Source organism: Azospirillum sp. NS33 (assembly GCF_059703765.1).
Genome location: NZ_BAAKJB010000035.1, coordinates 1 through 23,476, shown reverse-complemented (window position 1 = coordinate 23,476; position 23,476 = coordinate 1). Strand labels below are relative to the sequence as shown.

14 protein-coding genes are annotated in these 23,476 nt (G+C 73.8%); 4 read left to right on the top strand and 10 right to left on the bottom strand.

Annotated elements, in window-relative coordinates; genetic code table 11:
- The first annotated feature begins 1 nt into the window (after position 1).
- On the top strand, positions 2-856 hold the full coding sequence (locus AC6H2I_RS24400) for a class III extradiol dioxygenase family protein (RefSeq protein ID WP_497503362.1): 855 nt from the start codon (positions 2-4) through the stop codon (positions 854-856).
- A 67-nt stretch (positions 857-923) separates the two neighbouring features.
- Positions 924-1,346 (top strand): GlcG/HbpS family heme-binding protein, encoded by a 423-nt coding sequence (locus AC6H2I_RS24395; RefSeq protein WP_497503361.1) that lies wholly within the window; start codon positions 924-926, stop codon positions 1,344-1,346.
- A gap of 22 nt (positions 1,347-1,368) precedes the next feature.
- Here the strand turns inward: AC6H2I_RS24395 and AC6H2I_RS24390 are convergent, their stop codons facing one another.
- The 4 genes from AC6H2I_RS24390 to AC6H2I_RS24375 form a co-directional block, all read right to left on the bottom strand.
- Positions 1,369-3,918: a calcium-binding protein gene (locus tag AC6H2I_RS24390; protein ID WP_497503360.1), complete on the bottom strand. Its 2,550-nt coding sequence runs from the start codon at positions 3,916-3,918 to the stop codon at positions 1,369-1,371.
- Positions 3,919-4,466: 548 nt separating this feature from the next.
- Positions 4,467-5,708 (bottom strand): NAD(P)/FAD-dependent oxidoreductase, encoded by a 1,242-nt coding sequence (locus AC6H2I_RS24385; protein ID WP_497503359.1) that lies wholly within the window; start codon positions 5,706-5,708, stop codon positions 4,467-4,469.
- Positions 5,708-6,031 carry a 2Fe-2S iron-sulfur cluster-binding protein gene (locus AC6H2I_RS24380; RefSeq protein ID WP_497503358.1) on the bottom strand — a complete coding sequence of 108 codons (324 nt, stop codon included), beginning with the start codon at positions 6,029-6,031 and terminating at the stop codon, positions 5,708-5,710. Before AC6H2I_RS24380 ends, AC6H2I_RS24385 begins: the two co-directional genes overlap by 1 nt.
- A 25-nt stretch (positions 6,032-6,056) precedes the next feature.
- Positions 6,057-7,250, bottom strand: coding sequence for a cytochrome P450 (locus AC6H2I_RS24375; RefSeq protein ID WP_497503357.1), 1,194 nt, complete (start codon positions 7,248-7,250; stop codon positions 6,057-6,059).
- 192 nt (positions 7,251-7,442) lie between these two features.
- On the opposite strand from AC6H2I_RS24375, the gene AC6H2I_RS24370 reads away from it, so the two are divergent.
- On the top strand, positions 7,443-8,333 hold the full coding sequence (locus AC6H2I_RS24370) for a helix-turn-helix domain-containing protein (protein ID WP_497503356.1): 891 nt from the start codon (positions 7,443-7,445) through the stop codon (positions 8,331-8,333).
- A gap of 99 nt (positions 8,334-8,432) precedes the next feature.
- Here the strand turns inward: AC6H2I_RS24370 and hypF are convergent, their stop codons facing one another.
- The 5 genes from hypF to AC6H2I_RS24345 all read right to left on the bottom strand — a co-directional run bounded on the left by hypF (position 8,433) and on the right by AC6H2I_RS24345 (position 21,331).
- Positions 8,433-10,685, bottom strand: coding sequence for a carbamoyltransferase HypF (gene hypF / locus AC6H2I_RS24365; RefSeq protein ID WP_497503355.1), 2,253 nt, complete (start codon positions 10,683-10,685; stop codon positions 8,433-8,435).
- 127 nt (positions 10,686-10,812) lie between these two features.
- On the bottom strand, positions 10,813-12,999 hold the full coding sequence (locus AC6H2I_RS24360) for a histidine kinase dimerization/phosphoacceptor domain -containing protein (protein ID WP_497503354.1): 2,187 nt from the start codon (positions 12,997-12,999) through the stop codon (positions 10,813-10,815).
- Between the two features lie 166 nt (positions 13,000-13,165).
- Positions 13,166-16,975: an ammonium transporter gene (gene amt / locus AC6H2I_RS24355; protein WP_497503353.1), complete on the bottom strand. Its 3,810-nt coding sequence runs from the start codon at positions 16,973-16,975 to the stop codon at positions 13,166-13,168.
- A gap of 385 nt (positions 16,976-17,360) precedes the next feature.
- A complete protein-coding gene (locus tag AC6H2I_RS24350) occupies positions 17,361-19,328 on the bottom strand; it encodes a tetratricopeptide repeat protein (protein ID WP_497503352.1) in 1,968 nt (655 codons plus the stop codon).
- 26 nt (positions 19,329-19,354) lie between these two features.
- Positions 19,355-21,331, bottom strand: coding sequence for a hypothetical protein (locus tag AC6H2I_RS24345; RefSeq protein WP_497503351.1), 1,977 nt, complete (start codon positions 21,329-21,331; stop codon positions 19,355-19,357).
- A gap of 77 nt (positions 21,332-21,408) precedes the next feature.
- Between AC6H2I_RS24345 and AC6H2I_RS24340 the strand changes: the two genes are divergently transcribed.
- Positions 21,409-22,494 carry an FkbM family methyltransferase gene (locus AC6H2I_RS24340; RefSeq protein WP_497503350.1) on the top strand — a complete coding sequence of 362 codons (1,086 nt, stop codon included), beginning with the start codon at positions 21,409-21,411 and terminating at the stop codon, positions 22,492-22,494.
- 9 nt (positions 22,495-22,503) lie between these two features.
- Here AC6H2I_RS24340 and AC6H2I_RS24335 read toward each other — a convergent pair.
- The coding region (locus tag AC6H2I_RS24335) for an alpha-1,2-fucosyltransferase (protein ID WP_497503349.1) at positions 22,504-23,476 on the bottom strand (973 nt) is incomplete at its 5' end.

Below are 23,476 nucleotides of genomic sequence, written 5' to 3'. Positions count from 1 at the left end.
CATGGCACGGATCATCGGCGGCCTCACCACCTCGCACATCCCGGCGATCGGCAACGCCATCGCCAAGGGGCTGCACGAGGACCCCTACTGGAAGCCGTTCTTCGACGGCTATCCCCCGGTGCGCGACTGGCTCGACCGCGAGAAGCCGGACGTGGCCATCGTGGTCTACAACGACCACGGCCTGAACTTCTTCCTGGACACGATGCCGACCTTCTCGATCGGCGCCGCCCCGACCTACGAGAACGCCGACGAGGGCTGGGGCCTGGCCCCGCTGCCGCCCTTCCAGGGGGCACCGGAGCTGTCGTGGCACCTCATCGACCACCTGGTCGCCGAGGAGTTCGACATCACGAGCTGCCAGGAGATGCGGGTCGACCACGGCTTCGCCGTGCCGGTCTCGCTGTTCTGGCCGGACCGGACGCGGACGGAGCCGGCGCACCAGATCAAGACCATCCCGGTGTGCATCAACACGGTGCAGCACCCCCTGCCCAGCCCGAAGCGCTGCTACAAGCTGGGCCAGGCCATCGGCCGCGCCGTGGCGTCGTTCCCCGACGACCTCAAGGTGGTGGTGGTCGGCACCGGCGGCCTGTCCCACCAGCTCGACGGCGAGCGGGCCGGCTTCATCAACAAGCCGTTCGACACCATGTGCCTGGAGAAGATCGTCGACGACCCCGAAAGCCTGACGGAGCTGACCATCCACGACCTGGTCCGCGAGGCGGGTGCCCAGGGGGCGGAGTTCATCCTGTGGCTGGCCATGCGCGGCGCGCTCCAGGGCCACGTGCGCAAGCTGCACAGCAACTACCACATCCCGATCTCCAACACCGGGGCCGGCCTGCTGCTGCTGGAGAACGCCGCCTGAGCCTGCGCGGGACCGCCGCCCGCGGCCGGCGGTCCCGCGCTTTCCCGTTCGATGGAGGAACGCGCCGATGGAGGACCTCGTCCACACGCTGTCGCTGGGCCTCGCCACCGCCCGCCGGCTGGCCGACGCGGCCGTCGCCGAAGCCCAGGCCCAGGGGCTGCGCATCCACGTCCACGTGGTGGACGCGGCCGGCCACCCGCTGGTCACCCTGCGCATGCCCGGAGCGCCCCTGCCGGCGGGGCTGATCGCCGGGCGCAAGGCGGCGACGGCCGCCGGCTACCGCCAGCCCACCGCCGCCTGGACGGAGAAGCTGGCCCACAAGCCCCACGTCGCCCAGGCCCTGGCCGCCCACCCCGGGCTGGCCCTGGTCGGCGGCGGCCTGCCGGTGACGCACGACGGCGCGGTGGTCGGCGCCATCGGCGTCGCCGGGGCCCTGGAGGAGCAGGACATGGCGATCGCCGCCGCGGCGCTGGCGGCGATCGCCGGCTGACCCGGCGCGGCCGCGCGCCGGGTCAGCCCGCCAGCACGGTGATGTCGCTGCTGGACAGGGTGCGGACGTTCAAGGTGGCGATGGTCACCGCGGCCCCCGCGCCCGAGCCGTCGGCGTCGAACGACAGCGTGCCGGTGGTGGTGTCGAAGACGAACCAGTCGTTGGCGTCGCCGGGCGTGCCCAGGGCGAAGTTCTCCGCCGCGAGCGTGCCGGTGGCGACGCTGCCGAAGTTCGGCCCGACCACCTCGATGCGGTCGGTCCCCGCCTCGAAGTCGGCGATCACCGCCGCCCCGCCGTCCGGCGCGTCGAGGCGGAAGGCGTCGGCGCCCAGCCCGCCGTAGAGGGTGTCGGCGCCGAGATTACCGGCCAGCACGTCGTTGCCGATGCCGCCGTAGAGCAGGTCGTCGCCCTGGCCGCCGAACAGGGTGTCGTCCGCCTGCCCGCCGAACAGGGTGTCGGCCGCCTTGTTGCCGTAGAGCAGGTCGGCGCCCCGCTGGCCGTAGACGGTGTCGCTGTCAAGGTTGCCGTACACCGTGTCGCCGTCCTGGCCACCGAAGATCAGGTCCGTGCCGGCGTTGCCGTACATCAGGTCGGCCTGGAGGTTGCCGTAGAGGAAATCGCCCCCGACGCCGCCGACCACGGTGTCGGCCCCGCCGTCGCCGTAGAGCACGTCGTTGCCCTCGCGCGAGCCCACATAGTCGTTGCCGTCGCCGCCGCGCAGGGTGTCGTCGTCCTCGCCCAGCACCATGTACTGGGCGCCGCTGTCGCCGACCACGGTCTGCGAGCCGGCGCCGCCGGTCACCCGCACCGACCCGACCACCGCGGCGAAGGACACGTTGTCCAACTCGATCTCGCTGTCGGTGGGCAGGCTGGAAGCGTCGATGACCAGCGCCTCCTGGGCGGTGGTGCCGGTGGTGGTGTTGCCGGTGATGCGCAGCGCGCCCCCCACCGCGGTGGTGCCCGCGGCGACCGTCGGCACGATCGTGCGCACCAGCAGGTTGGCGTCGGACGGCAGCGCGTTGAGGAAGGTCGAGCCGACCCCGCTCATCTCGGTCTGGTCGGTGGTGTTGCTGGTGGTGCGCGCCTGGATGGCCTGGATCAGGCCGGTCAACGCCGCGTCACGGCCCTGGGCGGTCACCACGCCCTCGACCCTCACACCCACGCCGGCGGGCACGCTGGCCTGCAGCACCGCCTGGCCGGTGGTCGTGCTCGACGCCAGCGCCACGGTGGGAGCGGGTGTCGTGGAGCCCCCCGTGACCGGCGTCGTCACCACCGGCACGTCGATGATCGACACCACGGTGCCGGTGGAGGTGGTCAGCTTCTGTTCCTGGACCTGGGTGTCACCGACGGTCGTCGTCGTCGTGGTCTGGGAGGTCACCGTGACCGCGTTGCCCAGCACCGGTGTGGTCACCACCGTGGGTCCGCTGTCGCCGCCGCTGTCACCCCCGGTCGACGGGGGCGTCACCGGCGCCGGCGTGGTGTAGACGAGGTCGGTGCCGGACAGGGTGAAGTGGCCGGCGGTAAAGGTGCCGGTGAGGTTGATGGTCAGTTCCGCCGTGCCGGCGGTGGAGTTGGTGTCGATGTAGATCGGCGTGACCCCGTTGACGGTCGTCCCGACCTGGATGGAATCGGCCGCCACGTTGGTGCCGTCGCCGGCCGTCACCGTGCCCGTGAAGGTGCGGGAGAGGACGCGGATCACGTCGCCGGCGGAGAAGTCGGCGATCAGGTCGGTGGTGGCGTTTTCAAATGTGGAATACTGGAAGGTGTCATTGCCAGCGCCACCCACCACCGTGTCCGTGCCGGACATGCCATACAGCAAATCGTTGCCGTCGCCGCCATAGAGAATGTCGTTGTCGGACCCGCCGGACAGCGTGTCGTCGCCCTCCTCGCCGTAGAGGGTGTCCTCGCCGGCGTCGCCGGACACGGTGTCGCTGCCGAGCCCGCCATAGGCGAGGTCGTTGTCCTTCTGACCCCAGATCCAGTCGTTGCCGTCGCCGCCATAGAGGGTGTCGTTGCCGCTGGCCCCCATGGTGGTGTCGTTGCCGTCACCGCCGTAGATCAGGTCGTTGCCGTCGCCGCCGCTCAGCGCGTCGTTGCCGGCCCCGCCGTAGAGCGTGTCTTCGCCCGCCTCCATGAACAGGAAGTCGTTGCCGTCGTCGCCGTACCCGACGTCGTTGCCGTCGCCGGCGTACATGGTGTCGTTGCCGTTGCCGCCGTGCAGGATGTCCTCGCCGGCATCGGCCGAGATCGTGTCGTTGGCGTCCAGCCCGTAGAGCGTGTCGTTGCCCAGGCCGCCCACCAGGGTGTCGCGCCCATCCGCGCCATAGGCCAAATCGTCGCCGGCACCGCCGTAGATGATGTTGTGGCCGTCGCCCGACGTCGTCGTGTCGTTGCCGCCGTACAGGGTGTCGGCGTCGTCGCCGCCGTCCAGCCAATCGGCCCCGAGTCCACCGGTGATCACGTCGTCGCCGGCCAGGGCTGAAATGGTGTCGTTGCCGGCCAGGCCGTCCATGGTGTCGGCCGTCGCGCTGCCGGTCAGAGCGTCGGCGCCTGCGGTCCCCGTGATGTCCATCGCCTCTGTCTCGCCTTCCGTGCCACATGGTCCGCCAGGCCCGAGGGTCGGGCTGGCCAACGGCGATGGGTCTTGAGCACCCTGGCGCCGAACCGGCACCCCCATCGATCGGATGTGATCGTTAGAATAGGTTGCGATGTTCCCGGTTGTCCACAGCAACGACCCCGCATTTTCCAACGAAATGTGACAATTTCCGCATTCGAGCGAAACAAATACTCCCATCGCAGCATAACAACCAACCTGTCGAAAAAATTGTGTTTCGGTTCCTTTAGTATCGTCCATATCTACGTATGCGAATGTATTGATCGCGTCCGCAACAAGACATGCTTTGCCGGAAGAATGGTGCGACTATGTCACCACCGGCTGGGACGTTGGGGAGATGAGCGCGACTCTGGCGCCGCCATCGCGGAAGCGGGCGACCGGACCCAGCACCCAGGGTGGTGGGGCCCGCCGTCGTGGCGCACCCGCGCGCCGTGCGGCCCCGGAGAACGCGCACCGCGCAGCCCCGGAACGGAGTCCGGGGCTGCGCGGTGTGGGGCCGCGATCGCTCAGACCGACGGGGCCGTGACCACCGCCGCTTTCAGCGGAAACGCCGCGTCGGCTGCCTGCTCGGGCGTCAGCCGGTTGGGACCGGCCAGCAGACGGCGCCCGGCCATGTGGTCGGCCGGGCGGTCCACCGTGTCGACGGCGATCAGGGCGCCGGCGCGGAAGTAGAACCAGGCGAGTCCGCCCTCGCCGCCGTCGCCCCGCGTCACCACCTGGTCGTGCCCGGCGGACAGGCCGACCATCTGCAGCTTGGTCCCGAACTGGTCGGACCAGAACCACGGCGGCGCAACGAACGGCTTGTCCCGGCCGACCACCGCGCCGGCGCAGGCCTTCGCCAGTTCCACCGCGCTCTGCACCGATTCCAGCCGGCGCACGCCGCCGCCCGGCAGCCTCTGGGCGGCGCAGTCGCCGATCGCGAAGACGTGGGGGTCGCCGGTGCGGCCGCAGGCGTCGACGAGGACGCCGCGCTCGACCGCCAGCCCGGCGGCTTCGGCCAGCCCGGTCTCCGCCTCGACGCCGATCCCCAGCACCACCAGGTCGGCCGGGTGCTCGGCGCCGTCGGCACAGCGCACGCCGCAGGCCCGCCCCGCCCGGTCGGTGACGATCTCCGTCACCCCGGTGCCCAGGTGGACGGCGACGCCGTGACCGGTGTGCAGGGCGTGGAAATGGCCGGACACCGCCGGCCCCACCACCCGCCCCATCAGGCGGTCGGAGAACTCGATCACGGTGACCGTCTTGCCCATCGTGCGGGCGACCGCCGCCATCTCCAGGCCGATGAAGCCGCCGCCGACCACCACCACCCGCGCCGCGGCCCGCAAGGCGTCGGCGATGGCCAGGGTGTCGTCCAGGGTGCGCAGGGCGTGCACCCCCGGGGCGCCGCCACCGGGCACCGCCAGCCGGCGCGGCCGTGCGCCCGTCGCCAGCACCAGGGCGCGGTAGCCGAGGCGCTCGCCGTCGTCGAGCGCGACGGCCCGGGTGGCCCGGTCGATCGCGGCGACGCGCGTGCCTGTGCGCAGGGCGATGGCCTTCTTCGCCAGCGCCGCCGGCTGCCGGATGACGAGCTGTTCCGGGGCCATCTCCCCCAGCAGCAGCCCCTTGCTCAGCGGCGGCCGGTGGTAGGGGGCATGGGGTTCGTCGCCCAGCAGCACGATGGCGCCGTCGTAGCCCTCGGCGCGCAGGCTCTCCGCCACCTGCACGCCGCCCTGCCCGGCGCCGACGATGACCACCGGCGCGGCGGCGGCCATCAGCTCTGCGCCTCCGGCAGGCGCACGACCAGGCCGTCGAGCGTCGGCGTCACCTTGATCTGGCAGGCGAGCCGGCTGGTGGCGCGGCGCTCGGCCACCACGTTCTCCAGCATGCCGTCCTCCTGCGCCGAGGGGGCCGGCAGGGTGTCGGCGAAGGCCTCGTCGACGTAGCAGTGGCAGGTCGCGCAGCAGCAGGACCCGCCGCACTCCGCCTCGATCCCGTCGACGCCGTTCGACACGGCGGCCTGCATCACCGTCCAGCCGTCCGCCACGTCCAGTTCGGTGGTGGCGCCGTCGTGCGCGATGTAAATGATCCTTGCCATGGTCGGATTCCTTCGGGATGTCGGGTCAAACGCGCGCCAGCGGCAGCGCCAGCGGGCTGCGGAACGTCGAGGACGGCACCCAGCGCAGGGTCGGCTCGGCCCGCGTGAAGTCGGGCACGGCGTCCAGGAACTCCTCCATCGCCACCCGGCAGGCCAGCCGCGCCAGCGAGTTGCCGAGGCAGATGTGGACGCCGCCGCCGAAGCCGAGATGGCCCTTGGGGTTGCGGGCGATGTCGTAGACGTCGGGGTTGGCGAACTTCCGCTCGTCGCGGTTGGCCGAGGCGTAGCACAGGGCGACGAAGTCGCCGGCCCGCATGGTCCGGCCGTGCAGTTCCACGTCGCGGGTCAGGCGGCGGCGGAAGCGCTGGGCCGTGGTGTTGAAGCGCAGGGACTCCTCGATGGCGCCGGGCAGCAGGCTGCGGTCGGCCTGCAGCCGGGCCCGCTCGGCCGGGAAGTCGGCGAGGTTGAGGGCCAGCATGTTGAGGAAGCCCGACAGGGACTCCACCCCGGCCATGATCAGCGTGGTGACCGTCATCTGCACCTGGATGAGGTCGAGCCGGCGGCCGTCCACCTCGGCCAGGATGAGCTGGCTGATCAGGTCGTCGGCGGGGGCCTTGGCGCGCTCGGCGATGACCGCCGAGGCGAAGTCCTTGACCCAGTCGAAGGCGGCGAGGTGCTCGGGACCCTTCTGCCGGGTGGCCGGGTCGGACTGCACCATCAACACCGCCTTGTCGCGGATCTCCGCGTTGTCGGCGTCGGGCAGGCCCAGCAGGGTGAACAGGAGGTTCACGGTGATGTGCGACGAATACGCCTCGGCGTAGTCGAACACGCCGCGGTCGGCCACCGCCGCCAGGGCGTCGCGGGCGATCCCGCGGATCGGGTCCTCCAGATGGTTGAGGTTCCGCTTGGCGAAGGCCGCCTGGACGATGGCCCGCACCTGGTCGTGGCGCGGCGGGTCCATGGAGCCCAGCGTGTTGCCGGCGCGGCCGGGGAACTCGTCCATCAGGTTGCCCTTGGCCGAGGAATAGGTCTGCCAGTCGTTGAGGGCGTTGAGGACGTCGTCGTAGCGGGTCAGCACCCATTTGCCGGCGTCGGCGCTCCAGAAGCACGGCGCGTGGTCGCGCAGCGCCGCATAGGTCGGGTAGGGGTCGGCGTCGAAGGCCGGCGAGTACGGGTCGAAGCGCAGGTCGCTGGCGCGGTCGAGGTCCAGAACGGTCATGGTGGCGTCCTCCCCCAGGGCAGCGCGCAGCGGGTGGACACCGCCGCCGCATCCGCTGGTGCAGCCGATTGCGGGGCAACACCCCGATTGCCCCCGAGACTACGGCCGTCCCGCCATCCATGGGAATGGACGGATCGGTGAAAATCTTGCACTATCCGGTCAATCCTGACCGACGCCGAGGGAGTCCCGACGATGCCGGCACTGGCCCGCGCGGTCCCGCTCTACGCGCTCTACGGCGAAGAAGGCGCCGTGGAGGACCGCGAATTCGTGCATCTGGAGGCGCTGGCCAGCCGCAGCTCCTTGTACGACTGGGAGATCAAGCCGCACCTCCACACCACCCTGTTCCAGGTGCTGGTGGTGGCGGGCGGCAGCGTCGAGGCGACGTTCGAAAGCGAGCGCCGCCCGGTCGCCGGCCCGGCCGCCATCGTCGTCCCCGCCGGCATCGTCCACGGCTTCCGCATGGCCCCCGACACCCGCGGCATGGTGGTGTCCGTGTCCGGCGACCTGCTGCGCGCGGCGCCCGGTTCCCCCGACGCGCGGGTGCTGGCCGACCTGCTGGGGTCCCCGGCGGTGTTGGACTTTTCCAGCACACCCGACCGTTTTGCCGCGGTCGAGGGGATGGTGGGCGCGCTGCACGACGAGGTGCGCTGGCCGCAGCCGGGGCGCGCCACGATGGTCGATGCCCTGCTGCGCGCCCTGCTGGTGCAGCTCTGGCGCCAGCTCGCCCGGCCGGCCGGCACCGACCGCCGCGACAGCCAGCACCGCCTGCTGTTCCAGCGCTTCCGGACCCTGGTGGAGGAACACTACCGCGACCGCTGGCTGGTCGCCGACTTCGCCGGTGCGCTGGGAACCTCGGAAAGCAAGCTCAACCGCGTGTGCCGCGCGCTGGCCGGCCGCAGCGCCTTCGAGGTGCTGCAGGACCGCCTGCTGCTGGAGGCGCAGCGCTACCTCGTCTACACCGCGGCGCCGGTGTCACAGATCGCCTACGATCTCGGCTTCGCCGACCCCGGGTACTTCTGCCGCTGCTTCCGCAAGCGCGCCGGCGAGACCCCCGGCGCCTTCCGCGCCGCCCGCACGCGGTAAGGCCCGGCCGAAGCCCGCCAATCACTGGACAGGCAACGCCACCGGCCTGCGCGTGGCCGGACCGCGCTGTGGCAACGGCACGCGCGCGAGGACGCCCGGTCACCCCTGGGACGCCACCCAGGCCTGTCCCAGCGCGAGGCCGCCGTCGTTGGCCGGGGCGCGGCGGGCCAACAGGCCATCGACACCGGCGTCGGCGAGGGCCGCCACCAGGCCCTCGGCCAGCACCCCGTTCATCAGGCAGCCGCCGGCCAGCGCCAGTTGCCGCAGACCGCGCGCGCGCAGCACCGGCAGGGCCCAGTCGACCAGCGCCGCCACCAGGGTGCCGTGGAACAGCTCCGCCCCCTCGCGGGCATCGGCGACCGTCAGCAACCGCTCCAGCAGCGGCGTCGGATCGAGCACGCCGTCGGCGACCCGCCACGCGCCCGCCGCCACCCGCGGCCGCCGCACCAGGGATTCCAGGGCCATCGGCGCCTCGCCCTCGTACCCCGCGGTGGCGCGCACGCCGAGCAGGCCGCAGGCGGCGTCGAACCAGCGCCCGCAGGAGCTGGTGAGCGGGGCGTTCATCCCGGCCTCGATCATCCGCCGCACCCCCTCGGCCGGCCCGCACGCCGCCAGCCGCGGCCCGATCTCGTCGCCGCGGCCCATGCGGTGCAGCGCCGCCGCGGCCATGCGCCAGGGCTGGCGCGCCGCCAGGTCGCCGCCGGGCTGGGCCAGCCGGGCCAGATGGCCGAGCCGCTCCATGCGCGCGCCGTCCACCAGCAGCATCTCGCCCCCCCACGCCTCGTTGCCCTCGCCCAGGCCGAACCCGTCCAGCGCCAGCCCCAGCAGCGGCCCGTCCACCCCGTGCTCGGCGGCCACCGCGGCGACGTGGGCGTGGTGGTGCAGCACGGGCACCGCCGCCACGCCCCGGGCGTCGGCGAACCGCCGGGCGAAGCGGGTCGACGGGAAGTCCGGGTGGGCGTCGTGGGCGACCGCCTCCGGCGTCACCCCCAGGATGTGCAGCAGGTGGTCGACCGTCTCCTCCAGGAAGTCCAGGGTGGCCGGGCTGTCGAGGTCGCCGATGTGCTGCGACAGGAACGCCTGGTCACCACGGGTGACGCAGACCGCCGCCTTGAGGTGGGCGCCGACCGCCAGCAGCGGCGGCACCGCCCGGGGCAGCCGGATCGGCTCCGGCACGACGCCGCGGCCGCGGCGCAGGAACGCCGGCGCGCCGGCGACACGCCGCACCACCGAATCGTCGGCCCGCACGACGATGGCGCGGTCGTGGTCAACCACCAGATCGGCGATGCCGGCCAGCCGGCGGTGCGCCTCGTCGTTGGCGATGGCCAGCGGCTCGCCCCCGGGGTTGGCCGAGGTCATGACCAGGGTCAGGTCCTGCGCCTCCTCCAGCCACGCCGTTCCGGCCGGACGCCCGGCGGCCTCGTGGAACAGCAGGTGGTGCAGCGGCGTGTAGGGCAGCATGACGCCCAGCCACGCCAGGCCGGGGGCGATCGCCGGGGCCAGCGGCGGGCCGTCGTCGCGGCGGCGCAGCAGCACGATCGGCCGGGCCACCCCCTCCAACAGCGCCCGCTCGCCCCGGTCGAGGTGGACGTGACGGGCCGCCGATGCCGGGTTGGCGACCATCAGGGCGAAGGGCTTGCCGTTGCGCTGCTTGACGGTCCGCAGCCGCTCCACCGCGTCGCCGCGGCCGGCGTCGCAGGCGAGATGGAAGCCGCCGAGCCCCTTGAGGGCGACGATCCGCCCCGCCGCGAGCGCGGCGAGCACGGCCTCCGGCGGGTGGGACAGGCGCGGCCCGCAGGCCGGGCAGGCCGTCGGCTGGGCGTGGAAGCGGCGGTCGCCGGGGTCGTCGTATTCCGCCGCGCAGGCCGGGCACAGGGGGAATCCGGCCATCGCGGTCTGCGGCCGGTCGTAGGGCAGGCGCCGGGTGATGGTGTAGCGCGGCCCGCAATGGGTGCAGTTGAGGAAGGCGTAGCGGTGACGCCGGTCGGCCGGGTCGAACAGCTCGGCCAGGCAGGCCGGGCACACCGCGGCGTCGGGCGCCACGCCGGTGGCGATGGCCGCGCCGCCGACGCTGTGGCGGATGGCGAAGCCGTCCTCGCCCGCCACCGCGGGGACGGGCCCGGCGTCGACGGAGTCGACACGGGCCAGGGGGGGCGCCTCGGCCGCCAGCGCCGCGAGGAAGCCGGCGGTGTCGTCACCCTGCGCCTCCAGCAGCACGCCCTCGGTGTCGTTCAGCACCCAGCCGGTCAACCCATGGCGTCGCGCCAGGGCATGGACGTGCGGACGGAAGCCGACCCCCTGGACCTGCCCGCGCACCCGCACCCGCACCCGCTGATCACCGTGCCGCGTCATGTCCGCCCTGTGTCCGTCCCGGTGTGTGTCCCTGGGTCCGCCGCCGGCCCGCGCCACCGCCAGCTTACGGCGAATGGGCGGGCCAGTGCGCGGGATTCGGGGGGGAGGGCCGCGGCGTCGCCCCGGCTCAGGTCACCGGCGCGCTGACCACGGTGCGCAGGCCCGGCGCCTCGTCCTGCTCCTCCAGCGTGCCCTTGATGTGGCGCACCATGGTGCGCAGCATCCGCGTGCCGAAGCCTTCCGCGCCGTCGGACTTGCCCGTGCCGGAGTCCGCCACGGCGAGGCGGAACCGGTCGTGATGCTGGTCGAGGCGGATGCGGATCGGCCCCGGCCGTCCACCATAGGCGTATTTGGTGGCGTTGATGACCAGCTCCGTCAGGATCAGCCCGACATTGGCCGCGAGGTTGGTGGCGACCACCACCGGGCTGAGGTCGAGGCTGAGCGCCGCCTGCCACTCCGCGCCGAGCGACGCGCCCATGTCCGCGCAGATGTCCTCGATGTAGCGCGCGAGATCGATGAACTCGACGTTCTCGTCGACGTAGAGGCGCCGGTGGACCAGGGCGATGGCGGCGATCCGGCTTTGCGCCTCGTTCAGTTCGCGCACCACCGCCGGGTCGCCCGAGCCCCTGGCCTGCATGCTGAGGAACGAGGACACCATCTGCAGGCTGTTCTTCACGCGGTGGTTCACCTCGCCGATCAGGCACTCCTTCTGCCGCAGCAGGTGCTCGTTGGTCCTGTTGGTCGCGCTGAGCTGGCGGTTGAGTTCGCGGATGCGCTGGTTCTGCACGGTCTCCAGCAGGACGCGCGCGAGCCGGCGCGCCGCTTCGAGATGCACCGGGGTCCACGGCCGCGACCGTCCCCGCACCGTCTCGCTCCACGCCTGGAAGGAGGCCCGCGGCGTCAACGCCCCGGCCGCGTCCACGCCGGCCGGCTTGTGCGGGTTTCCCGCCCAATTGACCACCTCCACCCGTTCGGCGCGGAACCACAGCAGGAGCATCGGCGGATCGGACGGCACGGCGACGGCCAGCACCCCGCTGGCCAGCGCCGCGATGTCGCCGGCCGCGGCCCACTCGTCGGACAGCGCGGAGGTGCTGAACACCGGGGCCGCCCGGCCGATGGCCCAGGCGGCGACGGCCTCGATCCGCGCCCGCTCGGGATGGCGGCCGCCGACGTACACGTCGTCGCCCTGGAGCACGGCGAAGCCGTCGCCGTCGAGCATGCGCCGCAGCCGGTCGCCGCCCTCCTCCATGAAGCGGCGCACGTCGGCGGTGACGGTCAGATGCCCGACCACCTCGTCCTCGGCCGAGCGCACGCGGACCCGTTCGCGGTGCAGCCCGGCGTCCTCCTTGGCGCGGATCTGGCGGGCCAGGCCGCCGGCCATGGTGCGGCAGACCATCCGCACCGCGTACGGCAGGGGCCGCGGCGTCCAGTGATGGCACGCGACCAGCCCCCACAACACCCCGTCGGTGACGATCGACACCGAGGCCGAGGCCGCCACCCCCATGTTCTTCAGATACTGCACGTGGACCGGCGACACGCTGCGCAACGCGACGTCGCTGAGGTCGAGCCCCTCCAGCCCGGCGGCGTCGGGCCGCAACGGCGCCGGCGTATAGGCGACGTCGGGAATGACCCGCACGCGGTTGCGCAGGTACAGCGCGCGGGCCTGGGCCGGGATGTCGGTGGCGGGAAAGTGGTGGTTGAGGAAGGACGGCACGCCGGGCTCGGTGTCCTCGGCCACCACCTCGCCGGCCCCGTCCTCATGGAAGCGGTAGATCATCACACGGTCGAACCCGGTGACCCGACGGAAGACGGCCGCGGCCCGGGCGCACAGGTCGTCCAGGCCGCCGGCCCGCTCGAACGCGCCGCCGATGTCGTCGAGATCGCTCAGCACGGCGGCCGCGTCGGCCGCGGGGGTCGCCGGCTCCAGCTCCACCACCAGGTGCGCGCCGACGACGGCGGCCACGGCGTCGAACCGCTCCGCCACCCCGGCGACCCCGCCAATGGGATAGGGGCCCGCCGGAAACGGACCCGCCGGCCCCGGCCCGCCGCGCCCCCCGCCCCGGGCGGCGGCCGCGGCGTCGACGCCCAGCACCTCCTCCAGCGGACGGTCCAGCCACGACGGGGTCAGGCGCTCCTCAAGGGCGCCGGCGCCCGCCACGACGCGCCCGGTGGCACGGTCGGCCACCACCAGCAGGCCGTGGGGCTGGATGGAGCCGGGGATGTGGATCGGCTCGTGGTCACAGACCGTGAGGTCGAGACGGTGGTCGGACGCGCCGGAGCCGTCGGCTCCCGTCCCCGGGTTCGGGATGCTCACTGCCGGCACAAGCGTACACGCCCCTCTCTGCTCCGTCGAGGCCGGCATGATGACCGGACGTACGGCCCGGATTCAATCGCCATGTGGGGCCGTGGCGGGCCGGACACCGCGTTGACGGTGACAAATACGGGTTACCCCCGGCCGCCCGCCGGCCCGCCGCGCCCGCTCAATCGTCGCCCGCGGGGGCCACATAGTGCAGGGCCGTACGCCGCTTGCCCGGCGACGGCAGGGGCGCCGAGGGCGCGCCGGACAGGAAGGCGAGCGCGTCGTCGAGCGGCATCGGCCGCCCCAGCAGGTAGCCCTGCGCCTTGACGCAACCCAGCGACGACAGGCACTCGGCCTGCGCCTCGGTCTCCACCCCCTCGGCGATGACGTCGATCTCCATGCTGCGCGCCATGGCGACCATGGCCGACACCAGCACGCGGTCGTCCTCGTCGTCGGGCAGCGCCTCGACGAACTCCCGGTCGATCTTGATCTCCTGCACCGGCAGGCGCTTCAGGCGCGACAGCGACGAGTAGCCCTTGCCGAAATCGTCCAGCGACACGGCGATGCCACGGGCGTTGAGGCGCTCCAGCAGGGGAACCGCCTCGTCCTCCGAGGCCAGCAGGCTGTTCTCCGTCAGCTCCACCGTCAGCACCGAGGGGTCGATGCCGTGCTGCCGGCAGGCCGCGACCAGGGTCTCCTCCAGCGCCGCCCCTTCGGCGAGCTGCTTGACCGAGACGTTGATGGACACGCGCAGGTGGCCCTGCCCCTGGGCCTTCATGCGCACCATGTCGGCGCACACCAGGGCGATCACGTGGTTGCCCAGCTTGATCGCCAGCCCCAGCTCCTCGGCCAGCCCGACGAACACGTCGGGGCCGACCAGCCCGTGGTCGGGGGAGCGCCAGCGCACCAGCGCCTCCAGCCCGAAGACGGCGCGGCTGCGCAGGTCGAGCTGGGGCTGGTAGACCATGAACAGCTCGCCGTGCTGGAGGGCGCGGGCGAAGCGGCTCTCGAAGTCCAGGCGCTGGCGGGTGCGCTGGTTGAGCTCCTCGGTGAAGACCTGGTGCAGGTTGCGCCCCTGGGCCTTGGCTTGGTAGAGCGCGGCGTCGGCCTTGCGCAGCAGGTCGTCGGCGTCGTCCGCGTGCTGCGGGAACGAGGCCGCGCCGATCGAGGTCGACACCTGCACCTCGCCGCCCTCCAGGGTCATCGGGCTGGCCACCGCGGCGACGATCTTGCGGGCGACCAGGTCGAGGGTGTCGGCGTCGGCGAGGTTGGTCAGCAGCACGGTGAACTCGTCGCCGCCCAGGCGGGCCACCGTGTCGGAGCTGCGCACGCAGGCCCGCACCGCCACCGCCACCTGGACCAGAAGCTCGTCCCCGGCCTTGTGGCCCAGGGTGTCGTTCACCGCCTTGAAGCGGTCGAGGTCGAGGAACAGCAGCCCCACCTGCTTGCCGGTGCGCCGCGCCTGCTCGATCGCCTGGGACAGGCGGTCGAGGAACAGGCGGCGGTTGGGCAGGCCGGTCACCGCGTCGAAGTTGGCGTGGCGCCAGATCGCCTCCTCCTGCTGCTTGCGCTCGCTGAGGTCGGTGAACAGGGCGACGCGGTGGGTGACCTCGCCGGTGGGGTCGCGCACCACCGAGATCGACACCCACATGGGCAGCAGCGCCTCGTCCTTGCTGCGGATCAGCAGTTCACCCTGCCACGCCCCGTCGACGCGGACGGCGCCGAGGATCGTCTCGTATTCCTCCCGGCTGTAGCGGGCGCTGCCGAGATGGGCCAGCGACAGCCCGCGCGCTTCGCGCTCGCTGAAGCCGAGCACCTGACGGAAGGCGGCGTTGACCGTCTCGATGGCGCCGTGGGCGTCGAAGATGGCGATCGCCTCCTTGGTGTTGGCGAACACCGAGGCGGCGAGGCTGAGCGCGCGGGCGTCGCGCCGCGCCGTGGTGATGTCCTCGGCCACCGCCAGCGCCACCGGGGCGACGTGGCCGGCCAGCCGGGCATGGGTCAGCGACAGGCGGGCCCATATGATGTGGTCGTCGGCGCAGATCAGCCGCGCCTCGACCGAGCCCTTGAGGGCGCGCCCCGACGCCACCTCGGCCACGGCGCGGCCGACCCCGGTGAGATCGTCGTCGTGCACGATGTCGACGACCCGGGCGACCCGGGCGTGCGGCGCCGCGGCGCCGGCCGCCGACCGGCCATGGGCGAGCATGCGCAGGAAGGTGGCGTTGGCGTCGAGCACCAGCCCTCCCTCCGACAGCATGAGCATGCCGAAGGCGGCCTCGTTGAACACGGTCTTGAAGCGCGCTTCGCTCTCGCGCAGCTCCTCCTCGGCGCGCTTGCGCTCGGCGATGTCGCGGAAGGTGAGGATGCGGAGCTGGCCGAACTGGGTGTGGGCGGTGGCCGAGGTCACCTCGATGGGAAAGCGGTGGCCGTCGGCGTGGCGTCCCGAGGTCTCGAACAGGGTGTGCTCGCCGTCGTCCCACTCCTCCAGCCCCGACGCCAGGTCGGCGGCGCCGAGAAAGGGAAAGATCTCGGCGCTGCGGCCGAACATGCGCTCGGCCAGGGTGTTGTGGAACAGCACCCGGCCGCCGGCGGAAAAGATCACGATGGCGTCGTTGGCGGTCCGCACGATGGCCTCGGTCTTGGCCACCGCCTCCTCCAGGCGGTCCATCACATGGTTGTAGCGGGCGGCGATCTGGCCGGCGTCGGTGAAGGGGTCCACGGGCACCCGCAGCGACAGGTTGCCGGTGCGCGCCTGCTCCTGCAGCACCTCGTAGAGGTCGTGCATCTCCGTTTTGGCGCCGTGCTCGGAGACGTTGAGGCCGATCTCCTCGTGCTCGGGCAGCACGCGCAGGCGCATCGCCCGGGCCATCAGCCGGAACACCAGATAGGGCACGACGAAGGCGACGACGAAGCAGACCAGCAGTCCCTCGGCCTGGATCAGGAGCTGCTGGCGGAAGTCGAGCCCGGTGCCCAGCAGCTCCGGCCGGCCGAACAGGGCGACCGCCAGGATGCCCCAGATGCCGGCGCCCAGATGCACCGGCACGGCGCCGACCGCGTCGTCGACGCGCAGGAACAGCAGGCCGCGCTCGACGCAGATGCCGATGACCCCGGCCACCGCCCCGATCACCAGGGCCGAGCCGAAGGACACCGCGTGGCAGTTCGCGGTGATCGCCACCAGCCCGGCCAGCAGGCCGTTGAGCAGCGCCGTGACCTCGGCCCGCCGGGCGATCATCCAGCCCAGCGCCATCGCCGCGACGCCGCCGCTGGCCGCGGCCAGGCAGGTGTTGGCGATGATCCGGCCGATGCGGTCGTCGAGGCGCAGGGTGGTGCCGCCGTTGAAGCCGATCCAGCCGAAGCACAGCAGCAGCACGCCCAGCGCGGCCAGCGGCAGGTTCGACATGGCGACCGGCCGGGCCCGCCCGGTCACCGGGTCGAAGCGCCCCAGCCGCGGCCCCACCACCAGCAGGAGCGCCAGCGCCACCCAGCCGCCGAGCTGGTGGACCGCGCTCGACCCCGCCCAGTCGACGTACCCGGCGGCGCCCAACAGGCCGTGCAGGGCCGGTCCGTCCAGCCCGTTCCACACGAGGTGGCCGAACAGGGGGTAGATCAACCCGGCCACCAGCAACGAGACGACGATGTAGCCGGAAAAGGTCATGCGCTCGGCCACCGCGCCCGAGACGATGGTGACCGCGGTGGCGCAGAACATGGCCTGGAACAGGAAGAAGATGGAGTCGCCCGCGGTCTCCGCCTCCACGAAATAGCCGGTGGTGCCGATCCACCCGGCGTGGCTGAGCCCGAACATGACCCCGTAGCCCACCGCCCAGAACGCCAGCAGTGAGACGACGAAGTCGACGACGTTCTTCATCGCCACGTTGATGGAGTTCTTCGACCGCGTCAGGCCGGTTTCCAGGCAGAGGAACCCGGCCTGCATGATCAGCACGAGCCCGGTCGCCGTTGCGATCCACAACAGGTCCGGTAGGGTCAACTCCATCGCAGCACTCCCGCGCGCCGGTCACCACCGCTGGGAACCGGCCCGGACACCGCTTATAGCAACAAACGGGCCAAATGCACGCGATCCCGCGGCCACGCCCCCCAGGCGCCCCGCGGCGGCGGTGGCGGCCCCCCGATCGCCCAATTTTCCGGCAATGCGCACAGAGTCCGCTCACCGAATGCGCACCACCGTCCCGGCGGCCGGGAAGGGCCTCCCGCCGGCGCCGGCCCCAGCACCGGGGACGCATGGTGGTCCCGGACGGCGCGTCCGGGTCGAAAGGTGGAAGCCGGTGGGACGGGGCAGCGGCCCGGCGAACCCTGCGGACTCCGTGATTGTGCGGGGATTCCGAGCCTGCCCATGGGTGGGCGGAGGTCGGACTCCCCGCTTAGCACGGCGGCGGCGCCGACCGCGCCGCCGCGACCGCCGCCAGCGCGTCGGCCACCGCCGCGACCACCGGGGCCCAGTCCCCCGGCGTCCGCTGGTAGAACAGGCGCATCGTCGGGTACCACGGGCTGTCGGCGCGGTTGTCCAGCCAGCGCCAGCAGGCGTCGAAGCGGGACAGCACCCACACCGGCCGCCCCACCGCCCCGGCGAGATGGGCCACCGAGGTGTCCACGGTGACGACGAGGTCGAGCTGCTCGACCAGGGCGGCGGTGTCGGCGAAGTCGCCGACCGCGTCCATCCAGTCGACCAGGTGCAGGCCGGCCGGCGGGGTGCGGAGCTGCTCCGCCGGGGTTCCCTTCTGCAGGCTGTAGAAGGCGACCGCCGGCACCGCGGCCAGGGGGGCCAGATCGTCCAGCCGCAGGCTGCGCCGGCGGTCGACCGAATGGGCCTTGAAGTCGTCGCGGTGGGCTTCGCCCGCCCACACCAGGCCGACCTTGAGGCGCGACTCGCCGGCCAGGCGGTGCCGCCACACGGCGCGGTCCGCCGCGGCGCCGCGCAGGTAGGGAATCGCCGCCGGCACGGTGTCGAGCCGGGTGCCCATCAGCCCGGGCAGGCTCAGCAGGGGCGCCACGGCGTCGCAAGGCGGCAGCGGGTCGCCGAACCCGTGCACCGCGGCCACCCCGGGCATGGCGGCCAGGAGCCGCGTCAGGGCGGGCTGCACGTACAGCTCCACCCGCGCGCCGCGCGCCGCCAGGGGCGTGGCGTACCGCACGAACTGGAGGGTGTCGCCGTGGCCCTGCTCGGCGGTCAGCAGGATGGTGCGGCCGGCCGGCGGGCTGCCATCCCACGACGGGGCGTTGGCCGGCCGCAGGGTGCCCGGCATCTCCCAGCGGGCCTCGTAGAGCGGCCAGCCCTCGGCGAAGGCGCCCTGCGCCAAGAGGAGCATCGAAAGGTTGAAGCGTCCGACGGCGCTGCGCGGGTCCAGGCGCAGCAGCCGCCGGCCCCACGCCAGCGCCTGGTCGCGCCGGCCCACGGTGCTCAGCACCAGACCGGCGTTGATGAGGGCGGCGGCGCCGTCGGGCGCCAGCACCAGGGCCCGCAGCGACAGCGGCAGCGCCGCGTCGAAATCGCTGCGCAGCATGGCCAGGATGCCGTCGCAGAGGTCGGCGTTCCCGCTGTCCGGGCCGAGCCGCCGGGCCCGCGCCGACTGGCGCCGCGCGGTGTCGTGGTCGGTCTCCCGCATCGCCAGCCCGGCCAGCCGGGTCAGGACGGCGACGTCCGCCGGCAGCAACGCCGCCGCCCGCTCCAGCCAGGGCCGGCTCTGCGCCGCGTGCCCGGCCTCGCACAGCACCGAGCCGAGATCGCTCGCCACCCCGGCGTCGCCGGGCGCCAGCGTGGCCGCCCGGCGGAGCAGGCGGATCGCCGCCTCGTGGCGGTTGATCCGCGCCAGATGCAGCCCCGTGCCATGCCACACCGCCGGCAGCGCCGGATCCAGGGCGAGGGCCCGCAGGTAGCAGCGCCGGGCGCGGCGCTCGCGGCCCTGGGACTCGTGGACCGTGCCGACCGCCGCCATCGCCCGGGCGTAATCGGGTCGCAGCCGCAGGGCGCGGGCCAGCGCCACCACCGCCTGGCCCGGCCGCCTCGCCTGCCGCAGCGCCTCGCCCAGATTGTGCATGGCCGACGCCCGGCCCGGGTCGAGCAGCATCAGCCGTGCGAAACAGCGCGCCGCCACCTTCGGCCGGGCGCCGCGCAGCGCCAGCGCCCCAAGGCGTTGCCACACCGCGGTCGCCGTCGCGTCGGCCGCCAGCACGGCGCGGTACAGCCGCTCGGCCTCGGCGTCGCGCCCGGCCCGCTCCAGCCCCACCGCGGCCGCCAGCGCGTCGCGCACCGTGACCGCACCGGCGACGCCGGCGTCCGCGGGGACCGGGGCGGTGCCGGGGCCGCGGACCATGCTCTCCAACCGTTCCATTCCGCTCCGTCCTTTCCGCCGGTTGTCTAGCGGACCCGCTGGGCCAGCCAGCCGCGGATCGCCCGCTCCGCCGCGGCGGCGCCCGGGTTGCCGTGGCCCGGCCCCATCGCGGCCAGGGGCAGGCGCGCCGCGGCGGCGACGTCCAGCGGCGGCGACCCGGCGCCGACGAAGAGGTCGCACCGCAGCGACAGCGCGCACAACGCGTCCACCGACAGCGCCCCGATCCGCTCGACGCAGGCAGCCGGACCGGCGGCGGCGGCAATCCGCGCCGCGGTCGCCCGGGCGGCGTCGCCGCCGGCCAGAACCAGCGCCATGTCGCCCGGTGCGGCGAGGCGGCGGCACAGGTCGATCAGCTCGCCCGCCTCGCCGCCGTCGGGCACGCCGACCAGGCAGCGCCAGCGCGCCGACGGCCCCGCGGCCAGCGCCGCCGCCGCCGCCGCCTCGCCCTCCGCGGTCGCCCACACCTCGGTGGCCGGGTCGTGGGGCCCGGGGTGCAGGGCACCCAGCAGGGCGAGGGCGGCGGCCGCGTCCTCGGCGGTGGCCACCGCCGGGTCGGCCGCCGCGCTCCCCGCCGGGCGGTCCCCGGCCGGGGCCGGCATGAGGTGGGTGAGCAGCGCGTCAGTGGCGGCGTCGCCCGTGGCGTGGCCCAGGCGCAGCGGGGCGGCGGTGGCCAGCATCAGCCGGTTGGCGGTTGCGCCGTCGCCGCCGCGCCGTGGCGCGATGGCCAGATCGAAGGCCCCGCCGAAGCGTTGCGCCACCTCCGCGCACAGCCCGGCGACCAGCGGGTCGTCGGGCGCCCGGCCGTCGAGCGCCGGCAAATTCACCCTCTGGTTGACGTACGGGCAGGCGCGCAGCGCCTCCTCCGCGTCCGGCGCAAACACGGTGACCCGCGCCAGCGGAAGGGCGCGGCGCAGCTCCCGCAGCAGGGCGGAGGTGCGCAGCACGCCGGCCAGCCCGTCCAGCCGGACCACGGCGACGCGGCGCACCAGCTCGGCCGCGATCTCCGGGGCGGCGCCGGCCGCCAGCACCCGCCGGCGCGGCCCCGGGCCGGCGCCGCGCAGCAGCCGCGCCGCCGGCGCCATGGTGGCGGGCCGGGCCGGCGGCACGAAGCCCCACGCTCCGGCGGCGTCGGGCCGGGCCAGCGGCGCGATCCCCGCCTGCTCGGCCCGCTCGACCAGGGCCTGGTCGCCGACCCAGGGGAAGAAGGCGCCGAGGCGGTGCGGCCCCGGCCCCGCCTGCTGCAGCGCGCGCCAGCGTTCCACCGCGCCGTCGTAGCCGTAGTAGCTCTCCTTGAACGCGACCTGGTCGGCGGTGGCGTAGGCGAAGTGCTGGAAGACCAGGCCGGCGGCGGCCGTCTCCTCCTGGAAGAAGGGGTCGGCGGCGCCGACGTCGATGGCGGTGCCGGCGGGCTGCGGGCGCAGCAGGCGCGGCGGCACGTGGGAATGCCAGACGTCGCCCGGACGGTAGCGCCAGGTGCGCAGCCACTCGTAGCCGCGGTGGTTGCCGTACTGGTCGACGCCGGCGGTGACCAGGCCGGGGCCGACGAAGAAATGGCAGAAGTAGAGCGCCGCGGTGCGCCCGGGGTGCTCCTGGAACAGACGGTGGGCGCGCACGATCTGGCCGGCGGTCCACAGCTCGTCGGCGTCGACCTGCCACAACAGGCACTCCTCGGTCATCGCCGGCAGCGGGGCGCGGACCATCTCCACCTTGCCCTGCCAGAACGCGCCCGGCGGCTTGCGGTACAGCGCGACCCGCTCCGGCTCCTCGGCGGCGATGCGGTCGAGATACGCCGTCGTGCCGTCGCTGCTGCGCCCGTCGCGGTGGCGGTCGGCCGGAACGCGGCCGCCGCGCCGGGCACACCACGAGGAGTCGTTGACCAATGCGGCGACGCCTTCCACGATGTGCCAGCGCCAGGGAAAGGGCAGCCGGCGGAACACCTCCAGGTGATGGCGGATGAACGGTTCCCCGTTGAGGACGATGGTCAGGAAGTGAACCGGCAGCATGCGTGGCCCCGCGCAACTCGTGCCGCCCAAGGCAGCACACTTCGCACGGTGGCGCAATCTCGGGAAGGAGCGGGGTGATGAGCGACGGAACCGCGGCGGGGCGCGCGCTCAGGAAGGCGTTCCTGCCGGCCCGGGCGCGCCTGGTCGCCGCCGGGCGCGATGCGGCCGTGCCGGAGGGCGCCGGCAGCGCGCTGGTGACCCCGGACCCGCAGCTCGACCGCTGGAGCGCCGGGGCGGGGGTGCGCCACATCGACTGGCTGGTGCTGGACGGCTGCGCCGACCCGGTCGCCGCCCTGGACGGCGCGGCCGGCCTGCTGGCGGCGCGCCGGATCGACTACGTCCAGTTCGACCAGGGCGAGGCGGGCCGCCATCTGGCCGCCCTCTACGCCCGGCTCCAGGGGTACGGCTACTCCCTGTTCCGCTTCGCCGACCGCAACCTCGCGCACCACCCCACCCCGCCCGACGACGGCCACCCCGGCCTCCACCTCGCCGTGGCGCCGCGCCACTGGGGCCGCCTGTTCGCCCGCGACCGCGCGATGTTCCGCTACGCCGAGCTGTTCCCGCGCCATGGCGTGGTGCCGCGCGGCATCGTCCATGTCGGGGCCCACGAGGGCGAGGAGTACGACACCTACGTGGCGGCCGGCTGCCGCCGTGTCGTGTTCGTCGAGGCCGATCCCGACACCTTCGCCCGGCTGCGCCGCCGCTTCGCCGAGAACCCGGACGTGACCTGCCTCGAGGCCGCCGTGTCCGACACCCCCGGCACCGCCTCCTTCACCCGGATGAGCAACAGCCAGTCCAGCTCCCTGCTGACGCCCAAGGAGCACCTCGAGGTCTATCCCCACATCACCGTCACGGGCACGATCGCGGTCGCCACGCGGACCCTGCCGGCGGTCCTCGCGGACGACGGCATCGCGCCGGACGCGTACAACGTGCTGGCCATCGACACCCAGGGCGCGGAGCTGCGCGTCCTCGCCGGCGCCCGGCCGCTGCTGGACGGGATCGACGCGGTCATCGCCGAGTGCAACTACGCCGAGCTGTACAGCGGTGCCGGGCTGATCGCCGACGTCGACGATCTGCTGGCCAGCCACGGCTTCGCCCGGGTGGCCGAGATCAGCCCGCACCACCACAGCTGGGGCGACGCCCTGTACGTCCGCCACCGCTGATCCGCCGGATCAGTCCCACAGCACCGGGCCGCCCCAGGGATCGAAGGGCACCAGCCGGGCGGCGCGGCGGTCGGGGCGGACGAACGGGCCGGCCGAGGGGTTGAGCATCGCCGCGGTCACCGAGAACGTGCTGTTGGACACGGCCACCACGTCAGCCCGCGCCAGCACGCCGTGGTCGACGAAGAACTCCGCCCCCGGCAGCGGGTCCGCCACCTCGGCCGCCGTCAGCGGCGCGTAGGCGGCGAAACGCGCCACCAGCGGCGGGGCGTCGGTGGCGACGTAGAGCACCGGACGGTCCAGGGTGGGCCACAGCCGGGCCAGCCAGTCCAGGTACCAGGCGGCCGGGGCGATCCAGAAGCGGTCGCCGCCGTAATCGCCGCGGCGCAGGTGCAGGGCCACCACGGTGCGCCCGCGCGCCGCCAGCGCCGCGACGGCACCGTCCACCCGGGCCGCCGCCGCGCCGGCGGGGGTCAGCCACCCCCGCACCCGGTCGCGGTGCGGGGCCAGGGGGGTGGTGTCGCCGCAGAAATAGCCGACCACCGAGCGGCCGGCGCAGCGGTCTGGCGCGGCCCCGGTCAGCATGGCGGCGAAGGCCGCCCCGTCGGGGCGCAGGAACGGAAGCGGCGGCCCGGGGTAGGGATCGTCGAGCCCGTAGAGGGTGCGGCCGACCCAGTCCGGCGCCTCGAAGTCCAGGCCGTGGCGCTCCGCGTGGGCCCGCAGCGAGGCGTACTGCAGGAGCTGGTTGCCGAAGCGTCCCATCCGGCCGAGTTCGCCGGCCAGCAGGCGCGGCCGCCGGAGCGGCGGGCGTGGCGGCGGCGGCGGCCCGGCGGCGCGCCGCAACAGCAGCCGGGCACGGCCCGAGAACGCGGCGCCGTCGCCGGGCGCCGCGGCGATCGCCCGGCCGTACGCGTCGAGCGCCGCGTCCTCGCGGCCCAGCGCCGCCAGCGCGTCGCCCTCCAGCAGCGCCGCCGCCGAGCCGGGG

Bases quoted from the DNA above. Each gene is read 5' to 3' on its own strand.
- AC6H2I_RS24375 (WP_497503357.1), bottom strand. From the start codon at position 7,250: ATGACCGTTCTGGACCTCGACCGCGCCAGCGACCTGCGCTTCGACCCG.
- AC6H2I_RS24385 (WP_497503359.1), bottom strand. From the start codon at position 5,708: ATGGCCGCCGCCGCGCCGGTGGTCATCGTCGGCGCCGGGCAGGGCGGC.
- AC6H2I_RS24340 (WP_497503350.1), top strand. From the start codon at position 21,409: ATGAGCGACGGAACCGCGGCGGGGCGCGCGCTCAGGAAGGCGTTCCTG.
- amt (WP_497503353.1), bottom strand. From the start codon at position 16,975: ATGGAGTTGACCCTACCGGACCTGTTGTGGATCGCAACGGCGACCGGG.
- AC6H2I_RS24380 (WP_497503358.1), bottom strand. From the start codon at position 6,031: ATGGCAAGGATCATTTACATCGCGCACGACGGCGCCACCACCGAACTG.
- AC6H2I_RS24345 (WP_497503351.1), bottom strand. From the start codon at position 21,331: ATGCTGCCGGTTCACTTCCTGACCATCGTCCTCAACGGGGAACCGTTC.
- AC6H2I_RS24400 (WP_497503362.1), top strand. From the start codon at position 2: ATGGCACGGATCATCGGCGGCCTCACCACCTCGCACATCCCGGCGATC.
- hypF (WP_497503355.1), bottom strand. From the start codon at position 10,685: ATGACGCGGCACGGTGATCAGCGGGTGCGGGTGCGGGTGCGCGGGCAG.
- AC6H2I_RS24370 (WP_497503356.1), top strand. From the start codon at position 7,443: ATGCCGGCACTGGCCCGCGCGGTCCCGCTCTACGCGCTCTACGGCGAA.
- AC6H2I_RS24395 (WP_497503361.1), top strand. From the start codon at position 924: ATGGAGGACCTCGTCCACACGCTGTCGCTGGGCCTCGCCACCGCCCGC.
- AC6H2I_RS24390 (WP_497503360.1), bottom strand. From the start codon at position 3,918: ATGGACATCACGGGGACCGCAGGCGCCGACGCTCTGACCGGCAGCGCG.
- AC6H2I_RS24350 (WP_497503352.1), bottom strand. From the start codon at position 19,328: ATGGAACGGTTGGAGAGCATGGTCCGCGGCCCCGGCACCGCCCCGGTC.